Raw genomic sequence first — 18608 nt, 5'->3', positions numbered from 1 at the left:
TTAACCTAATTATGAAAAAACTAAGAGAATAGTTTTATTTATTTGTCTTCTGTAGTTGATTCTTCAGTGCTCTCTACAGGAGCGCCTTCCACGCTATTAGCAAGCAAGAAGTCAATCGTTTTGCGTAAAGAAATTTCTTCACGTAGGCTGTTAAGTGAACCATTAGCCTCAAGAACGCTACGAAGCTCTTCAGCGGAACGCTTATAAGTGTCAGCCATTGTTTCCAATTCTTTAGTTACGTCTTCTTCCGAAACTTCAATCTTCTCTTGCTTAGCTACTTTCTCAAGAACGAGATTGTTACGAACACGTTTCAATGCATCATCTTTCATTTGTCCTTGCAGATCTGCTGTAGTTTGACCAGAGAAGCTGAGGAACATTTCAAGATTCATGCCTTGAGCACGTAGACGGTTATCGAAATCACGTACCATATTCTGAACTTCACTATCAACCATGGATCCTGGAATATCGATTTCAGCAAGTTCTGCTACTTTGTCAACAACAGCACTTTCGCGAACGCCTTGTGCTTCTTGTTGTTTGCGAGCCTCTAATTGTTTGTTTAGATCTTCTTTGTACTCATTCAAAGTTTCGAATTCACTTACATCTTTCGCAAATTCATCATCCAATGCTGGAAGCTGTTTACGTTTAATTTCGTGAATTTTCACTTTGAATACAGCTTGTTTACCCGCTAAATCTTCGGCATGGTAGCTATCTGGGAACGTTACTTCAACGTCTTTCAGATCGCCTGTAGCCAAACCGACAACTTGCTCTTCAAATCCTGGAATGAACGTGTTGCTTCCAAGTTCCAAAGAATAACGCTCCGCTTGTCCACCTTCAAAAGGCACGCCCTCTACAGAACCATCATAGTCAAGAATTGCGATGTCGCCATTCTCAGCAACGCCTTCTTCAATTACAACAAGTTCAGCGTGACGTTCTTGAAGACGAACGAGTTCTTCATTCAATTCTTCTTCAGTAACTACTACCTTCTGTACAGGTACTTCTACGCCTTTGTATTCGCCCAATGTTACTTCAGGTTTAACAGTAACTTTAGCTTTGAACTTGAAAGTTTCACCTTTAGCAAATTGGTCGATATCAATATCAGGGCGGTCTACAGGAAAGATATCTGTTTGATCAACAGCCTCTGTATATACTTCTGGAAGTAAAATATCAATGGCATCTTGATACAAACTTTCTACTCCATAACGCGCTTCAAAAATGGAACGAGGTACTTTACCTTTACGGAAACCAGATACAGTTGCTTTCTTAACGACTTTGTTAAAAGCCTTATCCAGCGCTTCGGAAACACGGTCTGCTCCAACTTCTACTTCAAGAACGCCAAGGTTCTTCTCTATTTTTTCCCAAGTTGCTTTCATTTTATGCTTTCCCCTCCAAAAAAAATTCACATGGTTAACATGGTTAACTTCATTAACATATTATCACGCACAGAACAACCATTATAGTATAAACAAGATTCAATTCTTTTACAATAGCAGGCAACGCTCCAATTGACAAGAAAGTGAACGTTAATAGACTACTTATTCACTTAAACCTGCAGAAATAAATTGTTTCATGGTTCTATAGGCTTGCTCGAATCGAAACCGAATATTTTCCGTTATCCCATACATGGCCCTAATCTCTTCTTCATTACGACTTCCTGTCAGGCTCTCAGACACGATCTGATGTAGTGTAGCAGCCCATATATCCATTGCAAGATCTTCCTCAATAAGCATCGATTGATAATCTTGTGTTCCATAGATAGACATTACAAATTGAGACCATAGTTCTTGCGCAAAATAGTACAGTGTGGGTTCTTTTACTTCCGTATGTTGCGCTACCCGATCTAGTATTTGTTGCACAGATACCGGGAATTCTGCTTGAGTTAACGGAAGCGCCTCAATGTCAATATCAACTTCTTCTTGTCCACGTGTAAAAGTAATATTCCCTTGCATACCACGCTTATGAAGTGTCTGAAGAACACGATATTGCAATAGAGATGGCAGCTTACTAGTCTGTAACCATTCCACAAGGGCCTCGTCTATCTTATTATTTCCTGTCAGATGAGAAAGCTGTCCTAACGCTAGCATCGTTTGTTCAGACAAAGGCTCCTCCATAACAATATGGAGCATTTTATCTGCGTATAGAGAATCCTCTGCTAACTTGAAATGAGCATTCCGACGGGAGAGTTCTTCTTCATCGGGTTCATCCGGATCCAAATCTGAATTTGTACCTTCAGTTGAATGGATATATTGGGGAAACGCAGTTTCCAACCACTCTAGTAGCGCTTGCCATTCTTCATAATGCCGTTCTTCCTGACCTTGGCATTGTAATAGAAAACGCAGCAACGCTATAGCTTCCCCGTATCGTTCATTTTCCAACATGACTGTTAATTGAATCTGATAATAGTCAAGGGTCTTTGGAAAGAGCACAATGTTATCTTTTGCGGGGGATTTCGTGCTGTCTATAAATAGCCCTCCTTTTATTCCGATGCTTCTGCTAATTTGTAAATTATAGCATACCCAACTTTGAAGATTAAAAAAATGTTTTTATTCACAAATTAAATATTTCATAAAAATTGTTGAAATTTAGATCCCCTCATGATAAGATACTTCTTGCATGAATTTTTCTTGTCTCAGTAGCTCAGCTGGATAGAGCAACGCCCTTCTAAGGCGTCGGTCGGGGGTTCGAATCCCTCCTGGGACATACTAAGAAGCAGTCTTCCCTTTTGGGGAGGCTGCTTTTGCATTCAATGAAGGAGGACTCCTCTGAAGAGTCTCCTTTGTTGAATGTCTGTCCAGAAAATACAACAACTCACGCACATTAGAGCACCAAGCAAGGGTCGCTCGTAGAACGAGTGGCCCTTGCTTGCCTACTTGTGTAAATTAATTTTATCTACGATTCTATCGCTTTAAGTATCGATTATTTATCCATAGTGGTACACGAAATAAAGCATTAATGAGCAGGACTACAATGACAAGTACTGCCGCTGATCGATCAGCAATTTGATGTGCATCTTCTACGATAGCCTCTGATTGAACATACCAAAGATGGACAGCCAATGTCTCTCCAGGTGAAAAGAGGTTGAAGTCCCACATCTCACCAGAGGTGCTTAAGCCTGCCGTTAGTAATATAACAGCAGATTCACCAAATGCACGCCCTGCCACTAAGCAAATGCCCGTTACAATGCCTTGCAGTGCCATCGGTAACACGGCAGTACAAATACATTGGAACTTGGTCATACCTAGTGCATATGAGGCGTTACGGAGATCACTCGGCACAGCACGAACAGATTCCTCCGTTATACGCGCTAACATTGGCAAATTTAAAAAGGCTAAACTAACAGCCCCTCCTAATATCGTTAGACCGACCTGAAAGTATTCGGCAAAAATAGCTAGTCCTAGCATTCCGAACACAATCGAGGGAACAGAAGATAAGCTCTCCACACAAATTCGTAACAGATCTGTCCACTTGTTCTGAGGTGCATATTCTGCCATATAGATCCCTGCTCCTACACCGATTGGGATAGAAAGAACTAAAGATAGCCCTAATATGTAGAATGAATTAAATAAAACGGGCCCAATCCCACCGCCCACATCCATTTCTTCCGGGAGTTTCGTTAGAAATCCGAAGGAAAGACTCGGTAATCCTTTACTAAGAATCGTAAACAACAACCAACCTACAATGAGTAGAACACATGCTCCCAATCCATAAAATCCAATCGTAGCTAGTTTATTAAGCCACAGAGAACGTGTCATTTTTGCATTACGTGTAAATCCACTCACCTCACATCTCCCCCTTTTTTACCAAGGAATCTAATAAGCAAGATCAGTGAAAATGAGATTAATAGTAATAGAAAGGCCATCATATGCAGAGCATAATTCCATGTCGAATCAAAGTCGACATTCGAGATTTGCATCACAATATTACTCGTCAGCACGGAAGTTGGAGAGAATAAGGATTTGGCTAGCTGCGCCGTGTTTCCTATAACCATGACAACGGCCATCGTCTCACCGATCGCTCGGGTCATGCCCATAATAATCGCCGAGATGACACCTCTATTCGCAGCTGGAAGAATAACTCTATTAATCACTTGAAGACGAGTTGACCCCATAGCATATGCGGCATCACGGTATTTATTAGGAACAGAAGAGATGGCTTCGTCACTGATTCGACTAATCGTTGGCAGAACCATTAATGCTAATACTAGAGCTGCCGCAAGCAAACCATCGCCTAAATTTTCACCACTTAATTCACGTAAGAAAGGGATCAGTACAGTCAATCCTAAGTAGCCATATACAATAGAAGGAATACCCACTAACAAATCTAATACAGGTCGCATAAAGGACTTAAACCAATGAGGTGCGATCTCAGCAATAAGAATGGCCATCCCCACAGATACCGGTACAGCAATCAGAAGAGTTAGGAACGTCAAAGACAGCGTGTTAATGATAAATAAAGCGGCTCCAAACCGTCCCTCTTCTGGTGTCCAATCAAAATAGAAAAAGAAATCCGCGATCGAGACATGCTGAAATGTCAACAACGCCGTTCTGCCAATAAAGAAAATAACGAGTCCTAGCACAAAACATAGGGCCATAATACTGAATAGAAAATAATAACGGAACATCTTATTCGTTAAATGTACTCGCGCATATCGGTCGAAACGAAATTTCCTGGATAACTTCTGCGGAATGGTAGGTTCTTGGGGTAACGACTGATGTATAGGACTGCTCATTTTAATCCTCCCATACAGCAGCCAGCCTCAATATTCCGAGGCTGGCTGCCGAAGTATGCTATATCTTACTACAGACTTATTTCATCGCAGAAATCGGAATGAATTTCAATTTCTTAAGTGATCCTTGTTGGAACTTTTGACTCTGTACGTACTCAATAAATGCTTTAGTAGCACCGGTAGGTTGCCCTTTAGTCATGTAATATCCGTAAGCCCATACTTTGTACTTACCATTAATAACGTTATCTGTCGTTGGCTCAACCCCGTTATGTTTCACAGCTTTCAAATCACTATTAACATAGACAAGGTCAATGTATCCGATAGCATTCGGTGTGGTCGCTACAGCCGTTTTCATATCCCCACTTGATCCAACTTCTTTATAATTTTTCTCCTTCTTCGTAATATCACCACCACCAAGTGCCTTTGCTTGGTAATTTACACGAGTTCCAGAACCGAAAGCGCGAGTAATGACTACGATATCAGCGTTAGCTCCACCTACATCCTTCCAATTCGTGATTTTACCTGCGTAAATTCCTTTTAATTGGTCCGTCGTTAAGTTGCTAACACTGACATTCTTGTTTACGACTGTAGCAAATGGAATGACCGCCACTTTATTCGCTACCTGTCCCTCAAATGCTTTGAATCCAGGTACATCCATACTGGCATCCCAGTCACAAGCGCCAATATCCGCGATTCCTTTTTTGACAGCCTGTGGTCCTGTTACTGATCCTTTACCCGAAGCAGCTATTTTAACTTTTGGGTTTAGTTTCTGGAATTCTTTAGCTGCTTGCAACGTTAAAGGGAGTAAAGCTGTAGAACCATTTATTGTAATTTTACCGCTTAATTGACCCGGAGCTGCTGATGCTGACCCCATTAATGTAGACACTAACATGACTGATGTTATGGCTACTAAAGACACTTTTTTAAATAATTTCATTGAATTAAGTCCCCTCTCGATTTCACCTATTATTATTGGGTAAGCTCTAATACTTGCTCATTAACTACTACAATCACTTTACCGTCAGCGATAAGCGCCAATTGACTACCATCAGGTGAGAGACATGCTTCCGTAACATTACCATCCGTACTATATAATTCTTGAAGAGCACCTTCATTTGAGAGCTTGAGTACTTTCATCTGACCATCATGAGCAATTCCTACCACAATACTTGTTCCATTGTAGGACGTATTAGCATAGGTAACGTCCATATTCCGGACAATATTTTGCAATTTCCCATCTGGGCTGATGAGCTTCAGTACATTGGTGGCTGTAATATCATCAGGGTCTGCGCTGAGGTATACAGTACTGCCTCCACTTAATAGAGAAGGATAAAGTTTATTATCATTACTTGTTGTTAATGCCTTAGGTTTAGCGTCCTTCGTAGTTAAATCAAGAGTGTATAGTTGTGCTCCAGCACCCGAGTAGTCGATGGTTAAAGACTCCTCAGAACTGCTGTTATCATTCTTAGCAACACCCGTAATATTTACAATATAGACTAGCTTTGTTTCATCTGCAGATAGATGAACTTCAGATTTGTTCTCTACTTTATCTGCTAGTACAACCGTTATTGTCGCGGAGTCCACATTTATGTAAGAAATCTTATCCTGTTTGTCTCCTTGAACAAAGTATACTTTCGAACTATCAGAAGACCATGTAAGATCCGTTTTCACTGTTGTATCCTCACCAAGAATTTGCACTTGTCCATTGGATAAAGTCAGTAGAACCAAACGATCTTTGTCATCGGTGTAAATTCCCCACTGACCATTCGGAGATACTTCCATACTGGCTACCTCTGCATTTATAGAAAGCAGTTCTGCGTGGTACGTCTTATTCAATCTGAATACTTTAGGTGTAGTTTCATCCTGCTTAACTGCGATTACATGATCTGAACTATCCCAATGCAGAGAATCAAATTCACCCGTGAGTCTTTTCACACTTAACAATTGGTTAACGTGAGATGCATCACTAATCCATTCACCACCCAGTGCTATAACAATAGAAGGAAGTTCAACATACGTTCTTCCATCTTGTACTACAGGCGCAGATTTGAATGTATTGCTGCTACCATTCACTTGATACTTAGAAGACTTCGAATTCATTTGAATCGTATTTGCTGCCGTCGCATCTGTAATGGTGATCGTTCCTTGGGACGACTTGATCGTAGCTCCAACAGCCTGAGCAATGTCATTAAGCGCGTATAATGACACGTCTTTGACGAGAATGGATTTCATGGTGACGTTGACTCCATTTGCGCTAACTACAACGCTGTCCACTTTGTATTTTGCTGCTTTTACCTTAGTGCTTGATGTCTTGCTAGTTTGCTTAGGGGCGCTTGCTGCTTCTGCTACTCCAACCGATAAAGCTGATGTTACAAGTGCACCTGCTACCATCATCGTGAACACTTTACTGTTTCTCATTAATTGGCTTCACCCTTTTCTTCTCATTCGAGCTACAGCTTTATTGTCGTCTATCATTGTTAATTCTGTACCGCTGAAATGTTATCAAATAATTAAATACGTTGTTTTTTTCAAAATTTAGATCTATTCTGTTAAAAAGATCTATTATCACCCAATAGTTAGGAGCCGAAAATTTGTTATATGCTATCGCCTTTATTCTTTCCATGATCATTGTTCTGGTTTTAATTCCTCCATTGCGTAGATTAGCAGTCCGTATGGATTTTGTGGACAGGCCGACAAGCAGAAAAATACATAAAGAACCTGTCCCGCATCTAGCCAGTATTGCTATATTTCTTGGATTCATGATTCCTTATGTTCTGCTTACGAAACATTGGGATAAAGAGATGCTTGGCATTGTTATAGGATCTTTATTGATTCTAGGGATCGGTATGATCGATGATTGGTATAAAACAAAGGGTAAAGATTTCGGTGCGCTTCCCAAAACACTAGTTCAGGTGTCGGCTGCCGTCATCGTGTATTCTGTAGGTATTTCATTCGAGGGTATGAGCGTTCCTTTCTCTGGACACATGATCATCTTCCCTGAGTGGCTACAATTTTTGCTCACTATTCTCTGGGTTTTTGGAGTGACTACCGTTATTAATTTTATGGATGGTTTGGATGGGCTCTCTGGAGGGGTTGCTGCAATCTCTGCATTCACGCTGTTCATCGTAGCTATCGTAAAGGGACAACCACAATCTGCGATGATGGCAATCTTACTTATCGGAATCACATTAGGTTATCTCAAATATAATAAGCCACCAGCCAAAATATATATGGGTGATGCCGGAGCTACATTCATCGGGTTCATGCTCGGGATTATCGCTTTAGATGGAGCCTTCAAACAGGTTACTGTCATTTCCATTCTAGTACCTGTACTAGCACTGGGTGTTCCTATCTTCGATAATATTTACGTCGTTATCAAACGATATCTAAACGGACAACCTGTGTATAAGGCTGATCGCAGTCAACTTCACTACCGACTTCTCTCTTGGGGATTAAATCCTAAGCAAGCTGTCCTTTTCATTTATCTTATAAGTGCATGCTTATCACTATCCTCCATCATTCTGATGTTGCTAAGTTAAGTAGGTAATCTCAAAAGACCTCCCTGAAAGTGGGAACGAAGGTCTTTTGAGTCAATAAACAAAGGAATGTCATTTGAGATGATCGCAAATCGTTGTCCTTCTGCATCAAAATTGTACATTAAGAGCCACTCGTAAGTTTGAGTGGCTCTTTACTTATGGGTCATCTGTAGTTGTTCAAACGCAAAAACCGCCATCATTCACTTGGAAGATGGCGGTTCAATTTGGCTGCTGTCCTTCCGTTGTCCAAATACCTTTAAAGGACCACCGATGAACAAAATACTTTAACACTTTTAAATTCTATAAGTACTAAAAAGGAGCCCGTAGACACGGGCTCCGAAATATACAGGCTAAATGTCCCAGGAGGGATACTCTCCCTTTGTCGAGTCTGCGAAGGTTATGCTAACGCTGATTATGCTCCGACGAACCCCTATTGGGGTTCTCACCCTCTAGTACATAAAAAAATCTCTCCATATAGGAGAGATTTTTATGTGATGTCCCAGGAGGGATTCGAACCCCCGACCGACGCCTTAGAAGGGCGTTGCTCTATCCAGCTGAGCTACTGAGACACATTATGCAAACTACATGATCTCGAAAAGTCTGCAAGAAAGATTATATCATATAACCATGCAGAATCAAACATTAATTTTAAACCCCTCTTAAATAGAGGGGCATATTGAGTTTTTCCTACTTATTACCGCGTCGCCAATTTATTTTATCTTGCGTATGTTGAGCTGGATTTTTGGCTATCACTTCTTCTGCAAATTCATATTGATGTGCATATTTGTTACCTTTGACCTTCTTATACTTTTCTGCCATCTACAGCACCCCCTTTAAGGATAGTATGGATTTGCTGAAGCAGAGTTATGAGCTTTAATTATTGGTTTTTTCTTATCAGTAAATCGTTCTGCTTAAATTTATGCTGTTACAAACCAAGAAATGCATTAATTCCGGAACCTTTCATTTGTTCGCGTGTGTCTTCTGAACCTAACTCATAAATTTTCTGATATACATCGTCCAGTGCATCCTCATATCTGACGTTAACGACTTGTTCCGGAGTATCGGGCCAAGGAAAGACATAACCAGGAAAGGCTTCTTCTTCCTTCTCCTGTACCAATCCCATCAACAATAACATTTCCTCTGCCTGCGCTGGTGTCGCGTAGATCTCCCATTCATAAGCTGCCAGAGTCTTGTCAGGCAATACGGATCTTCCATGTACGGATACATAATATTTATGTTTGTCCAAGGTCAGACACCTCCTGTTGCGAACTACGTGCTCCCCTATAGTTTTATATAAGGACAGACATTTTATGCCTAACTTCGTCATATATCTGTATCACTTTGGTAAAAAAGAAAGGACAGCATGGACAAACGACAAAGAGAGGATGAACCACCATGTGCGGAATAACAGGTTTTATACAATGGAATGGCGATTTAACACAGGATTCGCAGTTACTTGTCCAAATGACCGAAAGCTTGAGTCATCGCGGTCCTGATGCTTATGGGACATGGATTTCTAATCCTTGTGCCTTTGGTCATCGGCGGCTTTCAGTCATTGACCCAGAGAATGGTGCTCAGCCAATGATTGTTCATCGAGATGAAGATGTATATGCGATCGTATATAATGGAGAACTATATAATGCAGCTGAACTTACTGCTGAATTACTCCAGCGAGGACATCAATTCCGCACACACTGTGACACGGAAGTCCTTCTTGTCTCTTACATTGAATGGGGGCCAGATTGTCTCGATCGTCTGAATGGCATATTCGCATTTGCGATATGGGACAGTGTTCAAGAACAAGTCTTTTTTGCACGTGATCGAGTGGGTGTCAAACCTCTCTTTTACAGCCATATAGATGGAACACTCATTTTCGGTTCAGAACCTAAATCTTTGCTTCAACATCCGAAGGTAGAGCCTATTGTTGGACCTGAAGGCTTAGCCGAAATCTTTATTGTGGGCCCGGCGAGAACACCAGGTCACGGTGTTTACCGAGATATATCTGAGTTACGTCCAGGGCACGCCATGATATTCAATCGCCGCGGACTTCGTAATTATACTTACTGGAAGCTAGAGAGCCATGAGCATGAAGATAATGTAGAGGCCACGGCTGCTAAGCTAAGAGAACTGTTGCAGGATACCATGGAGCGCCAACTTATATCTGATGTTCCTGTATGTTCCCTACTCTCTGGTGGACTGGACTCAAGTGCTCTAACAGCTCTTGCTGTAGACTTCTACCGACGGAGCGGTCAAGGCAATCTTCACACCTATTCTGTAGATTATGTAGATAACGACAAGCATTTCAAATCTCACGCCTTCCAACCTGGTGCAGATGCTCCTTGGATTAAACGAATGGTGGATGAACTAGGAACACAGCATCATTCTATGGAGATTGATACACCAGAACTTATTGCTGCACTTAATGCTTCAACAATAGCTAGGGATCTGCCAGGCATGGCAGATGTCGATTCTTCACTATATTTATTCTGCCGTGAGATCAAGAAAGATGCTACAGTGGCGATCTCTGGTGAAGCAGCAGATGAAATATTTGGAGGATATCCTTGGTTTCACCGTGATGACATGTTGAATTCGGGGACCTTTCCTTGGTCAGTCGCCCCCGACATGAGAGCGAGCCTACTGTCTCCGGAGATTAAGGACTGGATTTCCCCCCTAACATACCTTGGAGATCGTTACAGTGAAGCCGTCAACGAGGTCCCTACTTTACAAGGGGAGACGGGAAAGCAAGCTCAGATGCGAGTCATGTCTTATCTTAATATCACCCGCTTCATGCCTACATTATTAGATAGAAAAGACCGCATGAGTATGGGTGCCGGCCTTGAAGTTCGCGTCCCTTTTTGTGATCATCGACTCGTTCAATATGTATGGAATATTCCGTGGGCTATCAAGATGACGGGTGACCGCGAAAAAGGGATTCTTCGTAAAGCACTCGAGGGTGTACTCCCTGAAGATGTTCTTTACCGCAAAAAGAGTCCTTATCCCAAGACACACAATCCTGACTTTCTATCCGCTGTGAAGAACCAGGTACTATCGATATTAGATGACCCATCTTCTCCACTACTTCCCCTTATTGATACCGTCAAAATTCGGGAGTTAGCTTCATCACCGGATGCATCTACGAACCTGCCTTGGTTTGGCCAGCTCATGTCAGGCCCTCAATTATTCGCTTACTTAGGGCAAGTGGATCACTGGCTTCGCACATATAATGTCTCCATTCGCTAGTCTCATTATTCACATAAAGATATACGCCTTCGCTCACAGGAACGGCATTCGTTTACCGATGATTGTTACATGATAAGTCAGCGTTTTCGCTTTCCATATTGTAAAGAAGGCTACCCCTAATCAAACGAGGGGTAGCCTTCCTTTACAATCTATCCTATGACTTCTGTTAGCAGAGTTACTAATTTCCGCAATGCAGCACCACGATGGCTAATGGATTGCTTCTGTTCTAATGTTAATTCGGCCATCGTCTGCTCATATTGGGAAAGAAAGAACAAAGGGTCATAACCAAATCCTCCCTGACCCGCTACCTCAGTCGTAATCCAACCGTCTACTGTACCAGATGTTTCTATATGCCTTTTGGTAAAGGGATCGTATAGAACCAAAGCGCATTCGAAGCGAGCAGGACTGAGTAGGATCTGTTCCGTATCTTCTCCTTGCTTCAGTTCTCCAAGCTCGAGTAGAAGTTTATCATTATTTTCTTGGTCACTAGCATGCTCGCCTGCATAACGTGCCGAGTATACACCTGGACGACCTTCTAATGCATCTACACATAATCCAGAATCATCAGCCAGAACAGGTAAGCCTAGAGCATCACCAACTTCCGTGGCCTTTTTCAATGCATTCTGAACAAATGTATGCCCATCTTCAATCACATCAGGCAGTTCACTGTAATCGAACATACTCTTTACCTTCAACCCTAGTGGCGCGAAAGCATGCTCAAACTCACGAACCTTCCCTTTATTCTTCGTTGCAACTATAATTGTATCTTGGTCGAACTTCATCGTTACACTCCTTTGGCCGTTTGACCGGAACCAATCATTAATGCAATCGGACCTAGAACTTCCTTCTGACGCATAATAATCTCCCGAATACCTTGTTCACCAAGCTGAAGCAATTGATCCAATTCTTCACGTGAAAAAGGACTCTCTTCCCCCGTACCTTGAAGCTCTACGAATTTCCCATTTCCAGTCATCACCAGATTCATATCCACTTTAGCCTTAGAATCTTCTTCATAATTCAAGTCTAAACGTGACTCTCCTCCAATCACACCCACGCTGACCGAAGCCAAGAAATCAGTAATCGGAAAAATAGGAAGCCGATGTTGCTGAGCAATCTTATCTACGGCTATTGACAATGCTACAAAAGCACCTGTAATGGAAGTTGTACGTGTACCTCCATCTGCTTGTATAACATCACAATCGATCGTAATCGTACGTTCACCCAAAGCTTTAAGATTCACAATGGATCGAAGCGCTCTGCCAATCAACCTTTGAATTTCCATCGTCCGGCCACTAAGTTTACCGCGAGTAGCTTCCCGTTGATTACGTGTATGTGTTGCCCGTGGGAGCATAGAATATTCTGCGGTTACCCAGCCTTTCCCTTGTCCTTTCATAAATGAGGGAACCTTTTCATCTACAGTAGCTGTACAAATAACCTTGGTATCTCCCATCTCAATGTAAACGGAGCCTTCAGCATATTTGTTAACATTTGTTGTTAAATTCATCGGGCGCAGCTGATCGTTATCTCGTCCGTCTGATCTCATCTTTTCTGCCTCCTACATCATTAGCGATCCTTTAATTCAAGCAAACCAACCTTATTTTATCAAAGTGTCAACATAAAAGCATCTTTTTAGAGAAATCTCAGATCTCGTGGTGCATATACAAATGTAGATCTCTCTTAAAGAGGGATTTCGTTAATATACTCTGGTCTAGATACAGGTTCGCTATAATTTAATTGATCTAATCCAATAACAGGAGTCGTTCCGTTCAATTGAATTTTCACTTTAGGGTTTCCGGCATTCTCTGCAACGGTTAGAACTACTGACTGTAGCATTTCTTGCGGCACTTGCTCACCTTCTGCAAACATATCATCTTTTAGTGCTACCGTCACAGTCCCGTCCTTAGCAGTCTTTACGGATTCTAATGAAGTACCTGAAGTCATGACCTGTTCCAGACTCCCTCTTATTCCAGGTCCATGAATCAGCTCACCAAGCGCCGTATGTAGCTTATTCTCACCTGACTCCACTAACCTCGTGATCGGCACATAATATTGAATGCCTGTTGGTGATAGTGCAGAGAAATATACAACTACAGGGCTTGAAGTTAAATAACTCGCACCTTCTCCCTTTTCAAGGTTAATCCCAAATTCACGGCCAAGCGAATGATCAAGTGGTGTCTGATTTATCGGCATTTGTGTTAGCTTCTCACCATCTACCCAAATTTGGACATGTTCAATACTTGCATCCCCAGTTAGCGTCCACGTGATTGCTTCCAGCATAGCGCGTTCATTCTTTGCATCATACGTAACGAAAGGTTTACTAAATTCTACAATTGCAAGTTTCTTCTCCTTCTCCACACTAACATTCTTCACTTCAGTCCCTGCTGGCAACACTCCCGTAAAACCTTCGGGTATAAGGTCCTTGTATAGGCCATCCTTCACAATAGACTCAAGTGCTACACGAAGAGAGGCGCCAATGTTCTTATCATCTGATTGTGGAAGGGCTAGTGACACCGGAGCCAATAAGCCGTTAGGATTAGATAGATACACGGTTGCCGTAGGCGAACCAGCCGTGGTCTTCGTCGCTCCATCAGGGGCAACCAAACCGTTCATTGTCTGTAACATCTGAGCCTCCTGCTGTGCTGGCGGTGGATCTACATCCATAGATTCTTTACTAAAACCACTACATCCGGACAGAATAATAGGTACAGCCAACAACCCCGCGGCAGAAAAATTGCGTATTCTATAAATTTTAGACATAATCTATATTCTCCTCCTAACAATTTCATACAGTTTGTACTAGTATATATACGAGCCCCTTATTGAAAAAATAACCGTTTTTTATTTAAAATTCTGGAGTATACTACAAGAAAACGAGGTGATTTTATGGATAACGAGAAAATTCCATATAGTCTTAACAGCAAAGCGGTCGCAAATGCGACTCATGAATGGTTACATAAGAGAGGTATTAAAATACCGGAAATTGCTGAGCTAGTCATGTTTTTACAACAGAAATACTATCCCAGCCTTACTATGGAAGAATGCATTGAAAACGTTGAGATGGTTCTCAATAAACGTGAAGTTCAGAATGCTGTATTAACAGGAATTCAGTTAGATATTCTAGCTGAAGAAGGAAAACTAATCTCTCCTTTACAAGAAATGTTAGTGAATGATGAGGGACTCTACGGCGTGGATGAGATTCTTGCCTTCTCTATTGTGAATGTATATGGAAGCATTGGATTTACGAATTACGGGTATGTGGACAAGTTAAAGCCAGGAGTATTAGAAAGATTAAATGATAAAACCTCAGGACAAGTTCATACCTTCCTGGACGATATCGTAGGTGCAGTAGCTGCAGCCGCTAGTAGTCGAATTGCCCATCGAAAGCAAGCTGAGAAAGAAGAGCTCTACGCTAAGGATAATAAGGAATTTAATCCCCTCTAAAGAGATCAAAGAATAAGTTGAAGACCTTTAACATTATTGAAAGAAACAAACTAGGCTGAAGTCGTCAATGATCCCTGAATTAAACGAGCGGTCAACAATAAGGAAACCTCCAAAAAACCTCCAAGTTGACTTCTTAAAGTGAACTTGGAGGTTTTTTAGTTACTGTAAAGATGATGCCATCACCCAAAGCGGACGCTGAAGATTGTGCTTTACCCTGACGCACCAATTCCTGTAAATGAGCGAGAGCTTCACACATGGCAAACCTCATTTGGTGTAGGGATAATCTATTTCCAAATAGGGCAACACAAATTTCATACCCACTCTGTGGAGACTCCGTTAGAAGCTTCTCAATCTCTAATAAACGTTGTTCATGATGTGTGAGCAGCTGTTCTATTCGTTTATGGAAAGTAGTAAATGGATTCCGATGTCCTGGAAAAGCATGTTTCACCTCAACGTTGTTAAGTTTCAATAAACTGTTCAAGAAGGTATTCAATGGTTCAGGGTCACTACCCGGAATCAGACTGACATTGGGTGAAATCTGAGGTAAGACAGCATCACCACACATCATCATGCCGAAGTCACGATTGTATAAGGATAGATGTCCCGGTGCATGTCCTCCAGTCTCTATAACCAACCAAGAAAGACCACCTAATTCAAGGTGAGTGCCATCTTCTACTATTGTAATTTCAGGTCTGGGTGAAACCTGTGGCAAGAAATCAAGTAAATGTTGCTCAATCTGACCTGCCCACTCATTGGGCAACCCATGCTTTCGCAACCATAACGGTAGTTCAGCATTAATATCGGAGTCATTTCCCCACATCATAAGAGACTCATCAAAGGCTCTTTGAGACATGTATACCAAGCAGTCGCTTTGCAATTGAAGCCAGCCGGCTAGTCCATAGTGATCTGGATGATGGTGAGTAACAAAAACTTCAGTTACATCTTGAAGCGTGTAACCCAAATATTCAAGTGCTTTCTCCCATTCTTTTTCTGTTAGGCTACTGCGTGGTCCCGGATCGATAATGGCCACACCACCGATTGAACTTTGTAACACATAACTATTTACCCACCGTAAAGGATAGGACATGGATACTTTGACTTGATTGATCCCATAATCCCAAGTTATCATTTCTGGCATATTCACCATTACTTGCAATCTCCTTCCTCTTAAACCATACTCGTTTCTCAATTATAGTGTACCCTATTGACATTAACTTTGAAAAAATATATGATTTTACTATATTATTCTTTCAATTACTTCAACAACTAAATATCTTCCACCTGTAAAGGGGAGTAGCTGTACAATAAAGTCGTCAATACGAGAGAACCTTCTCCGGCTTTGTTGACAATTCACAACTGTTAGCGAGACCTTTACCAAGTAGTAAATCCTTTGTTTTTTAGAGGTTTTTACTTTCTTGGTAAAGGTCTTTTTTGATGTTATTAGTTTGGAAGAAGTCGCTTCATAGCGATTTCCTAACACCCGTAGAGAGTACTTTTATACTCTCTACATGATCCATTTAAACCACGGCTTAAAAAACCGTAGATGTTTATACTACAGAAATAGACATGAACAAGGAGGAGTAACGTTGGATATCGGTTTAATATTAGAGTATGGATGGGTACTTATTGTACTCGTTGGATTAGAGGGGTTACTCGCAGCAGATAATGCGTTGGTGTTAGCAATTATGGTAAAGCATCTTCCAGATGAGGAACGAAAGAAAGCACTTTTTTACGGATTGGCAGGTGCCTTTGTTCTTCGCTTCGCTTCATTATTTGTTATCTCATTCTTAGTAGATATTTGGCAAGTACAGGCTATTGGCGCCCTTTATCTATTGTTTATCGCGGCAAATCATATCATAAGAAAGGTCATTTCAAAAAAATCAAAAACAGAAGAAGACATTCATGGCAGCTCAGCTCAACCCAAAAAGAAAGCTGGCTTCTGGTTCACGGTACTTAAAATTGAAGTGGCGGATATCGCTTTTGCCGTAGACTCTATATTAGCTGCTGTAGCATTGGCAGTAGCCTTACCACCGAGTGGACTTCCGAAAATCGGGGGATTAGATGGTGGACAGTTTCTAGTCGTCTTTGCCGGAGGAATCATTGGATTGATCATCATGCGTTTCGCCGCGTCATACTTCGTGAAATTGTTGCATTCCCGTCCGGGTCTAGAAATTGCAGCCTTCTTCATCGTAGGTTGGGTAGGTGTCAAGCTTGCTGTGATCACACTTGCACACCCATCTCTTGGTGTTCTATCCGAATCTTTTGCACATGGTACCCTATGGAAAACCACCTTCTATATCATTCTAGTCTTGATTGCTGTCTTAGGTTGGTTCCTGAGCAGTAAGAATGAAGAACATAGTGAAGAAATTTCTGACTCTGATATGGATAAAAAACAAGCTAAAGTATTGAAATAAGATCATTTTATTCAGTTACTAAGGACCGCCTTCTGAGCGTATAGAAGGCGGTTTTTTCATATCTAATTACATATATACTTTCTAATTCCAAACACACACTGTGTCCATTTACCCTTTCGGATTTCAAGATAAATCTTTATAATTGTAAGTTTCCGATGATGTATTCAATCGTACAAGATTATAATTAGTAGAAATATTCCCACAACTAAGACAGGAATCAGGAGATATTTTGAGGTTAAGTCTCTTTTTTTCTCAGTTGGCAAAACAGCTATATTCCTTTCCATTCGTGATTCATTATTTCTAAGTTGAGCTTTGAAAGATGCATATAACAGAATGCCACAACGATCACAGAATTTGGCTGTATGGCTATTCTCAAAATTACACTTAAGACAGTTCAATGTTCATTCTCCTCTCTTCAATCCAATAAAAATAGAACCCATTAAAGTAATTATATACCATTTAAAACAAACAGTAAACATAATGAAACTAACAGTATATTAAATTTCTGTTAACCTTTCACTACTGTTTAGGGTGGAGGTTGATATCACGATGGATTACATGCAATTAGGAACACGGTTACGTCAAGAACGGCTTAAACATAATTTAACCCAAGAAAGATTAGCAGAAAAGATCGACGTCTCTCATGCCTATATAGGACAGATTGAACGAGGAGAACGAAGCCTTACTCTCGAAACACTTCTTAAGTTAGCCAATCAATTAGAAGTAACGGCAGATGAATTACTTCACGAGTCCCTCAAAATGAACGAAGGTCACTTTATCCATAAAATTACACAGTTGCTTCAAGAACGTCCAATAAGAGAGCAAGAAATGGCATTGAATATGCTCGAGGTTATGTTTACTCATTTGGATCAATTGAACTCAACGGAGCCGAAGAACTACAAATAACCTTCTAACGGGGAGCTCTCTAGTTAAGGAAGACTTCAGTCAGAAGGACAAAGAGAAATTGAAGGTTTAGGTAAATTGGCTTAGCTGGATTGTAATTTACAAGGGTGTCCTACAGCTGTTCATGGCTCGTGGGAAAAAGGAAGTAATCCGACGACCGTTTGTCACGGTACTGACAATGTGCGGAAAGAGAATAATGCTCAGTACGACTGTCTCGCCATCCATGAGCGGCTTCAGGTCTGGGTCTGGTATTTCGCTGAAGTTCCTACGTCCGAAGAATTTAAGCGTGTATGTACTCCGTTCTTTGCAGTCCCAGACGGACATTCCGTGCATGTAGGTTCCAGCCATTTC

General features: G+C 41.3%; 18 protein-coding genes and 2 tRNA genes. 6 read left to right on the top strand and 14 right to left on the bottom strand.

Annotation, left to right across the window (positions count from 1 at the left end; all coding sequences use genetic code 11):
* Positions 1-38: 38 nt before the first annotated feature.
* Together tig and J2T13_RS08115 are read right to left on the bottom strand one after the other, a co-directional pair.
* Positions 39-1370 (bottom strand): trigger factor, encoded by a 1332-nt coding sequence (gene tig / locus J2T13_RS08120; RefSeq protein ID WP_429370083.1) that lies wholly within the window; start codon positions 1368-1370, stop codon positions 39-41.
* A 162-nt stretch (positions 1371-1532) separates the two neighbouring features.
* On the bottom strand, positions 1533-2423 hold the full coding sequence (locus J2T13_RS08115) for a hypothetical protein (RefSeq protein WP_429370081.1): 891 nt from the start codon (positions 2421-2423) through the stop codon (positions 1533-1535).
* 200 nt (positions 2424-2623) lie between these two features.
* Here J2T13_RS08115 and J2T13_RS08110 point away from each other — a divergent pair.
* Positions 2624-2697 (top strand) — tRNA-Arg (locus J2T13_RS08110).
* Between the two features lie 197 nt (positions 2698-2894).
* On the opposite strand, the gene pstA is transcribed toward J2T13_RS08110, so the two are convergent.
* From pstA to J2T13_RS08090, 4 genes are all read right to left on the bottom strand, one after another.
* Positions 2895-3749 carry a phosphate ABC transporter permease PstA gene (gene pstA, locus J2T13_RS08105; RefSeq protein WP_429370191.1) on the bottom strand — a complete coding sequence of 285 codons (855 nt, stop codon included), beginning with the start codon at positions 3747-3749 and terminating at the stop codon, positions 2895-2897.
* 23 nt (positions 3750-3772) lie between these two features.
* A complete protein-coding gene (pstC, locus tag J2T13_RS08100; RefSeq protein WP_429370079.1) occupies positions 3773-4726 on the bottom strand; it encodes a phosphate ABC transporter permease subunit PstC in 954 nt (317 codons plus the stop codon).
* Positions 4727-4802: 76 nt separating this feature from the next.
* Positions 4803-5660, bottom strand: coding sequence for a phosphate ABC transporter substrate-binding protein (locus J2T13_RS08095; protein WP_429370077.1), 858 nt, complete (start codon positions 5658-5660; stop codon positions 4803-4805).
* Between the two features lie 32 nt (positions 5661-5692).
* Entirely contained in the window at positions 5693-7141 is a 1449-nt protein-coding gene (locus J2T13_RS08090; protein ID WP_429370075.1) for a stalk domain-containing protein, read from the bottom strand.
* 203 nt (positions 7142-7344) lie between these two features.
* Between J2T13_RS08090 and J2T13_RS08085 the strand changes: the two genes are divergently transcribed.
* Positions 7345-8262 carry an MraY family glycosyltransferase gene (locus tag J2T13_RS08085; RefSeq protein ID WP_429370189.1) on the top strand — a complete coding sequence of 306 codons (918 nt, stop codon included), beginning with the start codon at positions 7345-7347 and terminating at the stop codon, positions 8260-8262.
* 492 nt (positions 8263-8754) lie between these two features.
* On the opposite strand, the gene J2T13_RS08080 is transcribed toward J2T13_RS08085, so the two are convergent.
* From J2T13_RS08080 to J2T13_RS08070, 3 genes are all read right to left on the bottom strand, one after another.
* Positions 8755-8828 (bottom strand) — tRNA-Arg (locus tag J2T13_RS08080).
* A gap of 118 nt (positions 8829-8946) precedes the next feature.
* Complete coding sequence (locus J2T13_RS08075) at positions 8947-9078, bottom strand: hypothetical protein (RefSeq protein ID WP_429370073.1); 132 nt, start codon at positions 9076-9078, stop codon at positions 8947-8949.
* A 106-nt stretch (positions 9079-9184) separates the two neighbouring features.
* The gene (locus tag J2T13_RS08070; protein WP_429370071.1) at positions 9185-9505 is read right to left on the bottom strand and encodes a hypothetical protein; all 321 of its coding nucleotides are present in this window, start codon (positions 9503-9505) and stop codon (positions 9185-9187) included.
* A 149-nt stretch (positions 9506-9654) separates the two neighbouring features.
* On the opposite strand from J2T13_RS08070, the gene asnB reads away from it, so the two are divergent.
* On the top strand, positions 9655-11499 hold the full coding sequence (gene asnB, locus J2T13_RS08065; protein WP_429370069.1) for an asparagine synthase (glutamine-hydrolyzing): 1845 nt from the start codon (positions 9655-9657) through the stop codon (positions 11497-11499).
* A 149-nt stretch (positions 11500-11648) separates the two neighbouring features.
* Here the strand turns inward: asnB and J2T13_RS08060 are convergent, their stop codons facing one another.
* The 3 genes from J2T13_RS08060 to J2T13_RS08050 all read right to left on the bottom strand — a co-directional run bounded on the left by J2T13_RS08060 (position 11649) and on the right by J2T13_RS08050 (position 14256).
* Positions 11649-12281, bottom strand: coding sequence for an XTP/dITP diphosphatase (locus tag J2T13_RS08060; protein WP_429370067.1), 633 nt, complete (start codon positions 12279-12281; stop codon positions 11649-11651).
* Positions 12282-12283: 2 nt separating this feature from the next.
* Positions 12284-13042, bottom strand: coding sequence for a ribonuclease PH (gene rph / locus J2T13_RS08055; protein ID WP_429370065.1), 759 nt, complete (start codon positions 13040-13042; stop codon positions 12284-12286).
* Positions 13043-13176: 134 nt separating this feature from the next.
* Positions 13177-14256 carry a GerMN domain-containing protein gene (locus tag J2T13_RS08050; protein WP_429370063.1) on the bottom strand — a complete coding sequence of 360 codons (1080 nt, stop codon included), beginning with the start codon at positions 14254-14256 and terminating at the stop codon, positions 13177-13179.
* Positions 14257-14382: 126 nt separating this feature from the next.
* Between J2T13_RS08050 and J2T13_RS08045 the strand changes: the two genes are divergently transcribed.
* On the top strand, positions 14383-14940 hold the full coding sequence (locus tag J2T13_RS08045) for a phosphatidylglycerophosphatase A family protein (protein ID WP_429370061.1): 558 nt from the start codon (positions 14383-14385) through the stop codon (positions 14938-14940).
* Positions 14941-15073: 133 nt separating this feature from the next.
* Here J2T13_RS08045 and J2T13_RS08040 read toward each other — a convergent pair whose 3' ends face one another.
* Positions 15074-16087, bottom strand: a complete 1014-nt coding sequence (locus J2T13_RS08040) for an MBL fold metallo-hydrolase (protein ID WP_429370059.1) — start codon at positions 16085-16087, stop codon at positions 15074-15076.
* 439 nt (positions 16088-16526) lie between these two features.
* Here J2T13_RS08040 and J2T13_RS08035 point away from each other — a divergent pair, with 439 nt between their 5' ends.
* The gene (locus tag J2T13_RS08035; protein ID WP_429370057.1) at positions 16527-17354 is read left to right on the top strand and encodes a TerC family protein; all 828 of its coding nucleotides are present in this window, start codon (positions 16527-16529) and stop codon (positions 17352-17354) included.
* Between the two features lie 549 nt (positions 17355-17903).
* The gene (locus tag J2T13_RS08030; RefSeq protein ID WP_429370055.1) at positions 17904-18260 is read left to right on the top strand and encodes a helix-turn-helix domain-containing protein; all 357 of its coding nucleotides are present in this window, start codon (positions 17904-17906) and stop codon (positions 18258-18260) included.
* Positions 18261-18356: 96 nt separating this feature from the next.
* Here J2T13_RS08030 and J2T13_RS08025 read toward each other — a convergent pair whose 3' ends face one another.
* Positions 18357-18605, bottom strand: coding sequence for a hypothetical protein (locus J2T13_RS08025; RefSeq protein ID WP_429370053.1), 249 nt, complete (start codon positions 18603-18605; stop codon positions 18357-18359).
* Positions 18606-18608: the final 3 nt, after the last annotated feature.

The organism is Paenibacillus sp. DS2015 (assembly GCF_050433705.1).
In the GTDB taxonomy this organism is placed as follows: Bacteria; Bacillota; Bacilli; order Paenibacillales; family Paenibacillaceae; genus Paenibacillus_AQ.
The sequence above is the reverse complement of the archived record's forward strand: the minus strand, read 5'-3'. Positions and strand labels throughout refer to the sequence as shown.

What these genes read in the sequence shown, in the direction of transcription:
- J2T13_RS08025 (WP_429370053.1), bottom strand. Translation starts at nt 18,605, where the DNA reads ATGGCTGGAACCTACATGCACGGAATGTCCGTCTGGGACTGCAAAGAA.
- pstC (WP_429370079.1), bottom strand. Translation starts at nt 4,726, where the DNA reads ATGAGCAGTCCTATACATCAGTCGTTACCCCAAGAACCTACCATTCCG.
- J2T13_RS08040 (WP_429370059.1), bottom strand. Translation starts at nt 16,087, where the DNA reads ATGGTGAATATGCCAGAAATGATAACTTGGGATTATGGGATCAATCAA.
- tig (WP_429370083.1), bottom strand. Translation starts at nt 1,370, where the DNA reads ATGAAAGCAACTTGGGAAAAAATAGAGAAGAACCTTGGCGTTCTTGAA.
- J2T13_RS08030 (WP_429370055.1), top strand. Translation starts at nt 17,904, where the DNA reads ATGGATTACATGCAATTAGGAACACGGTTACGTCAAGAACGGCTTAAA.
- J2T13_RS08075 (WP_429370073.1), bottom strand. Translation starts at nt 9,078, where the DNA reads ATGGCAGAAAAGTATAAGAAGGTCAAAGGTAACAAATATGCACATCAA.
- J2T13_RS08060 (WP_429370067.1), bottom strand. Translation starts at nt 12,281, where the DNA reads ATGAAGTTCGACCAAGATACAATTATAGTTGCAACGAAGAATAAAGGG.
- J2T13_RS08050 (WP_429370063.1), bottom strand. Translation starts at nt 14,256, where the DNA reads ATGTCTAAAATTTATAGAATACGCAATTTTTCTGCCGCGGGGTTGTTG.
- J2T13_RS08085 (WP_429370189.1), top strand. Translation starts at nt 7,345, where the DNA reads ATGATCATTGTTCTGGTTTTAATTCCTCCATTGCGTAGATTAGCAGTC.
- asnB (WP_429370069.1), top strand. Translation starts at nt 9,655, where the DNA reads ATGTGCGGAATAACAGGTTTTATACAATGGAATGGCGATTTAACACAG.
- rph (WP_429370065.1), bottom strand. Translation starts at nt 13,042, where the DNA reads ATGAGATCAGACGGACGAGATAACGATCAGCTGCGCCCGATGAATTTA.
- J2T13_RS08095 (WP_429370077.1), bottom strand. Translation starts at nt 5,660, where the DNA reads ATGAAATTATTTAAAAAAGTGTCTTTAGTAGCCATAACATCAGTCATG.
- J2T13_RS08090 (WP_429370075.1), bottom strand. Translation starts at nt 7,141, where the DNA reads ATGAGAAACAGTAAAGTGTTCACGATGATGGTAGCAGGTGCACTTGTA.
- J2T13_RS08045 (WP_429370061.1), top strand. Translation starts at nt 14,383, where the DNA reads ATGGATAACGAGAAAATTCCATATAGTCTTAACAGCAAAGCGGTCGCA.
- pstA (WP_429370191.1), bottom strand. Translation starts at nt 3,749, where the DNA reads ATGACACGTTCTCTGTGGCTTAATAAACTAGCTACGATTGGATTTTAT.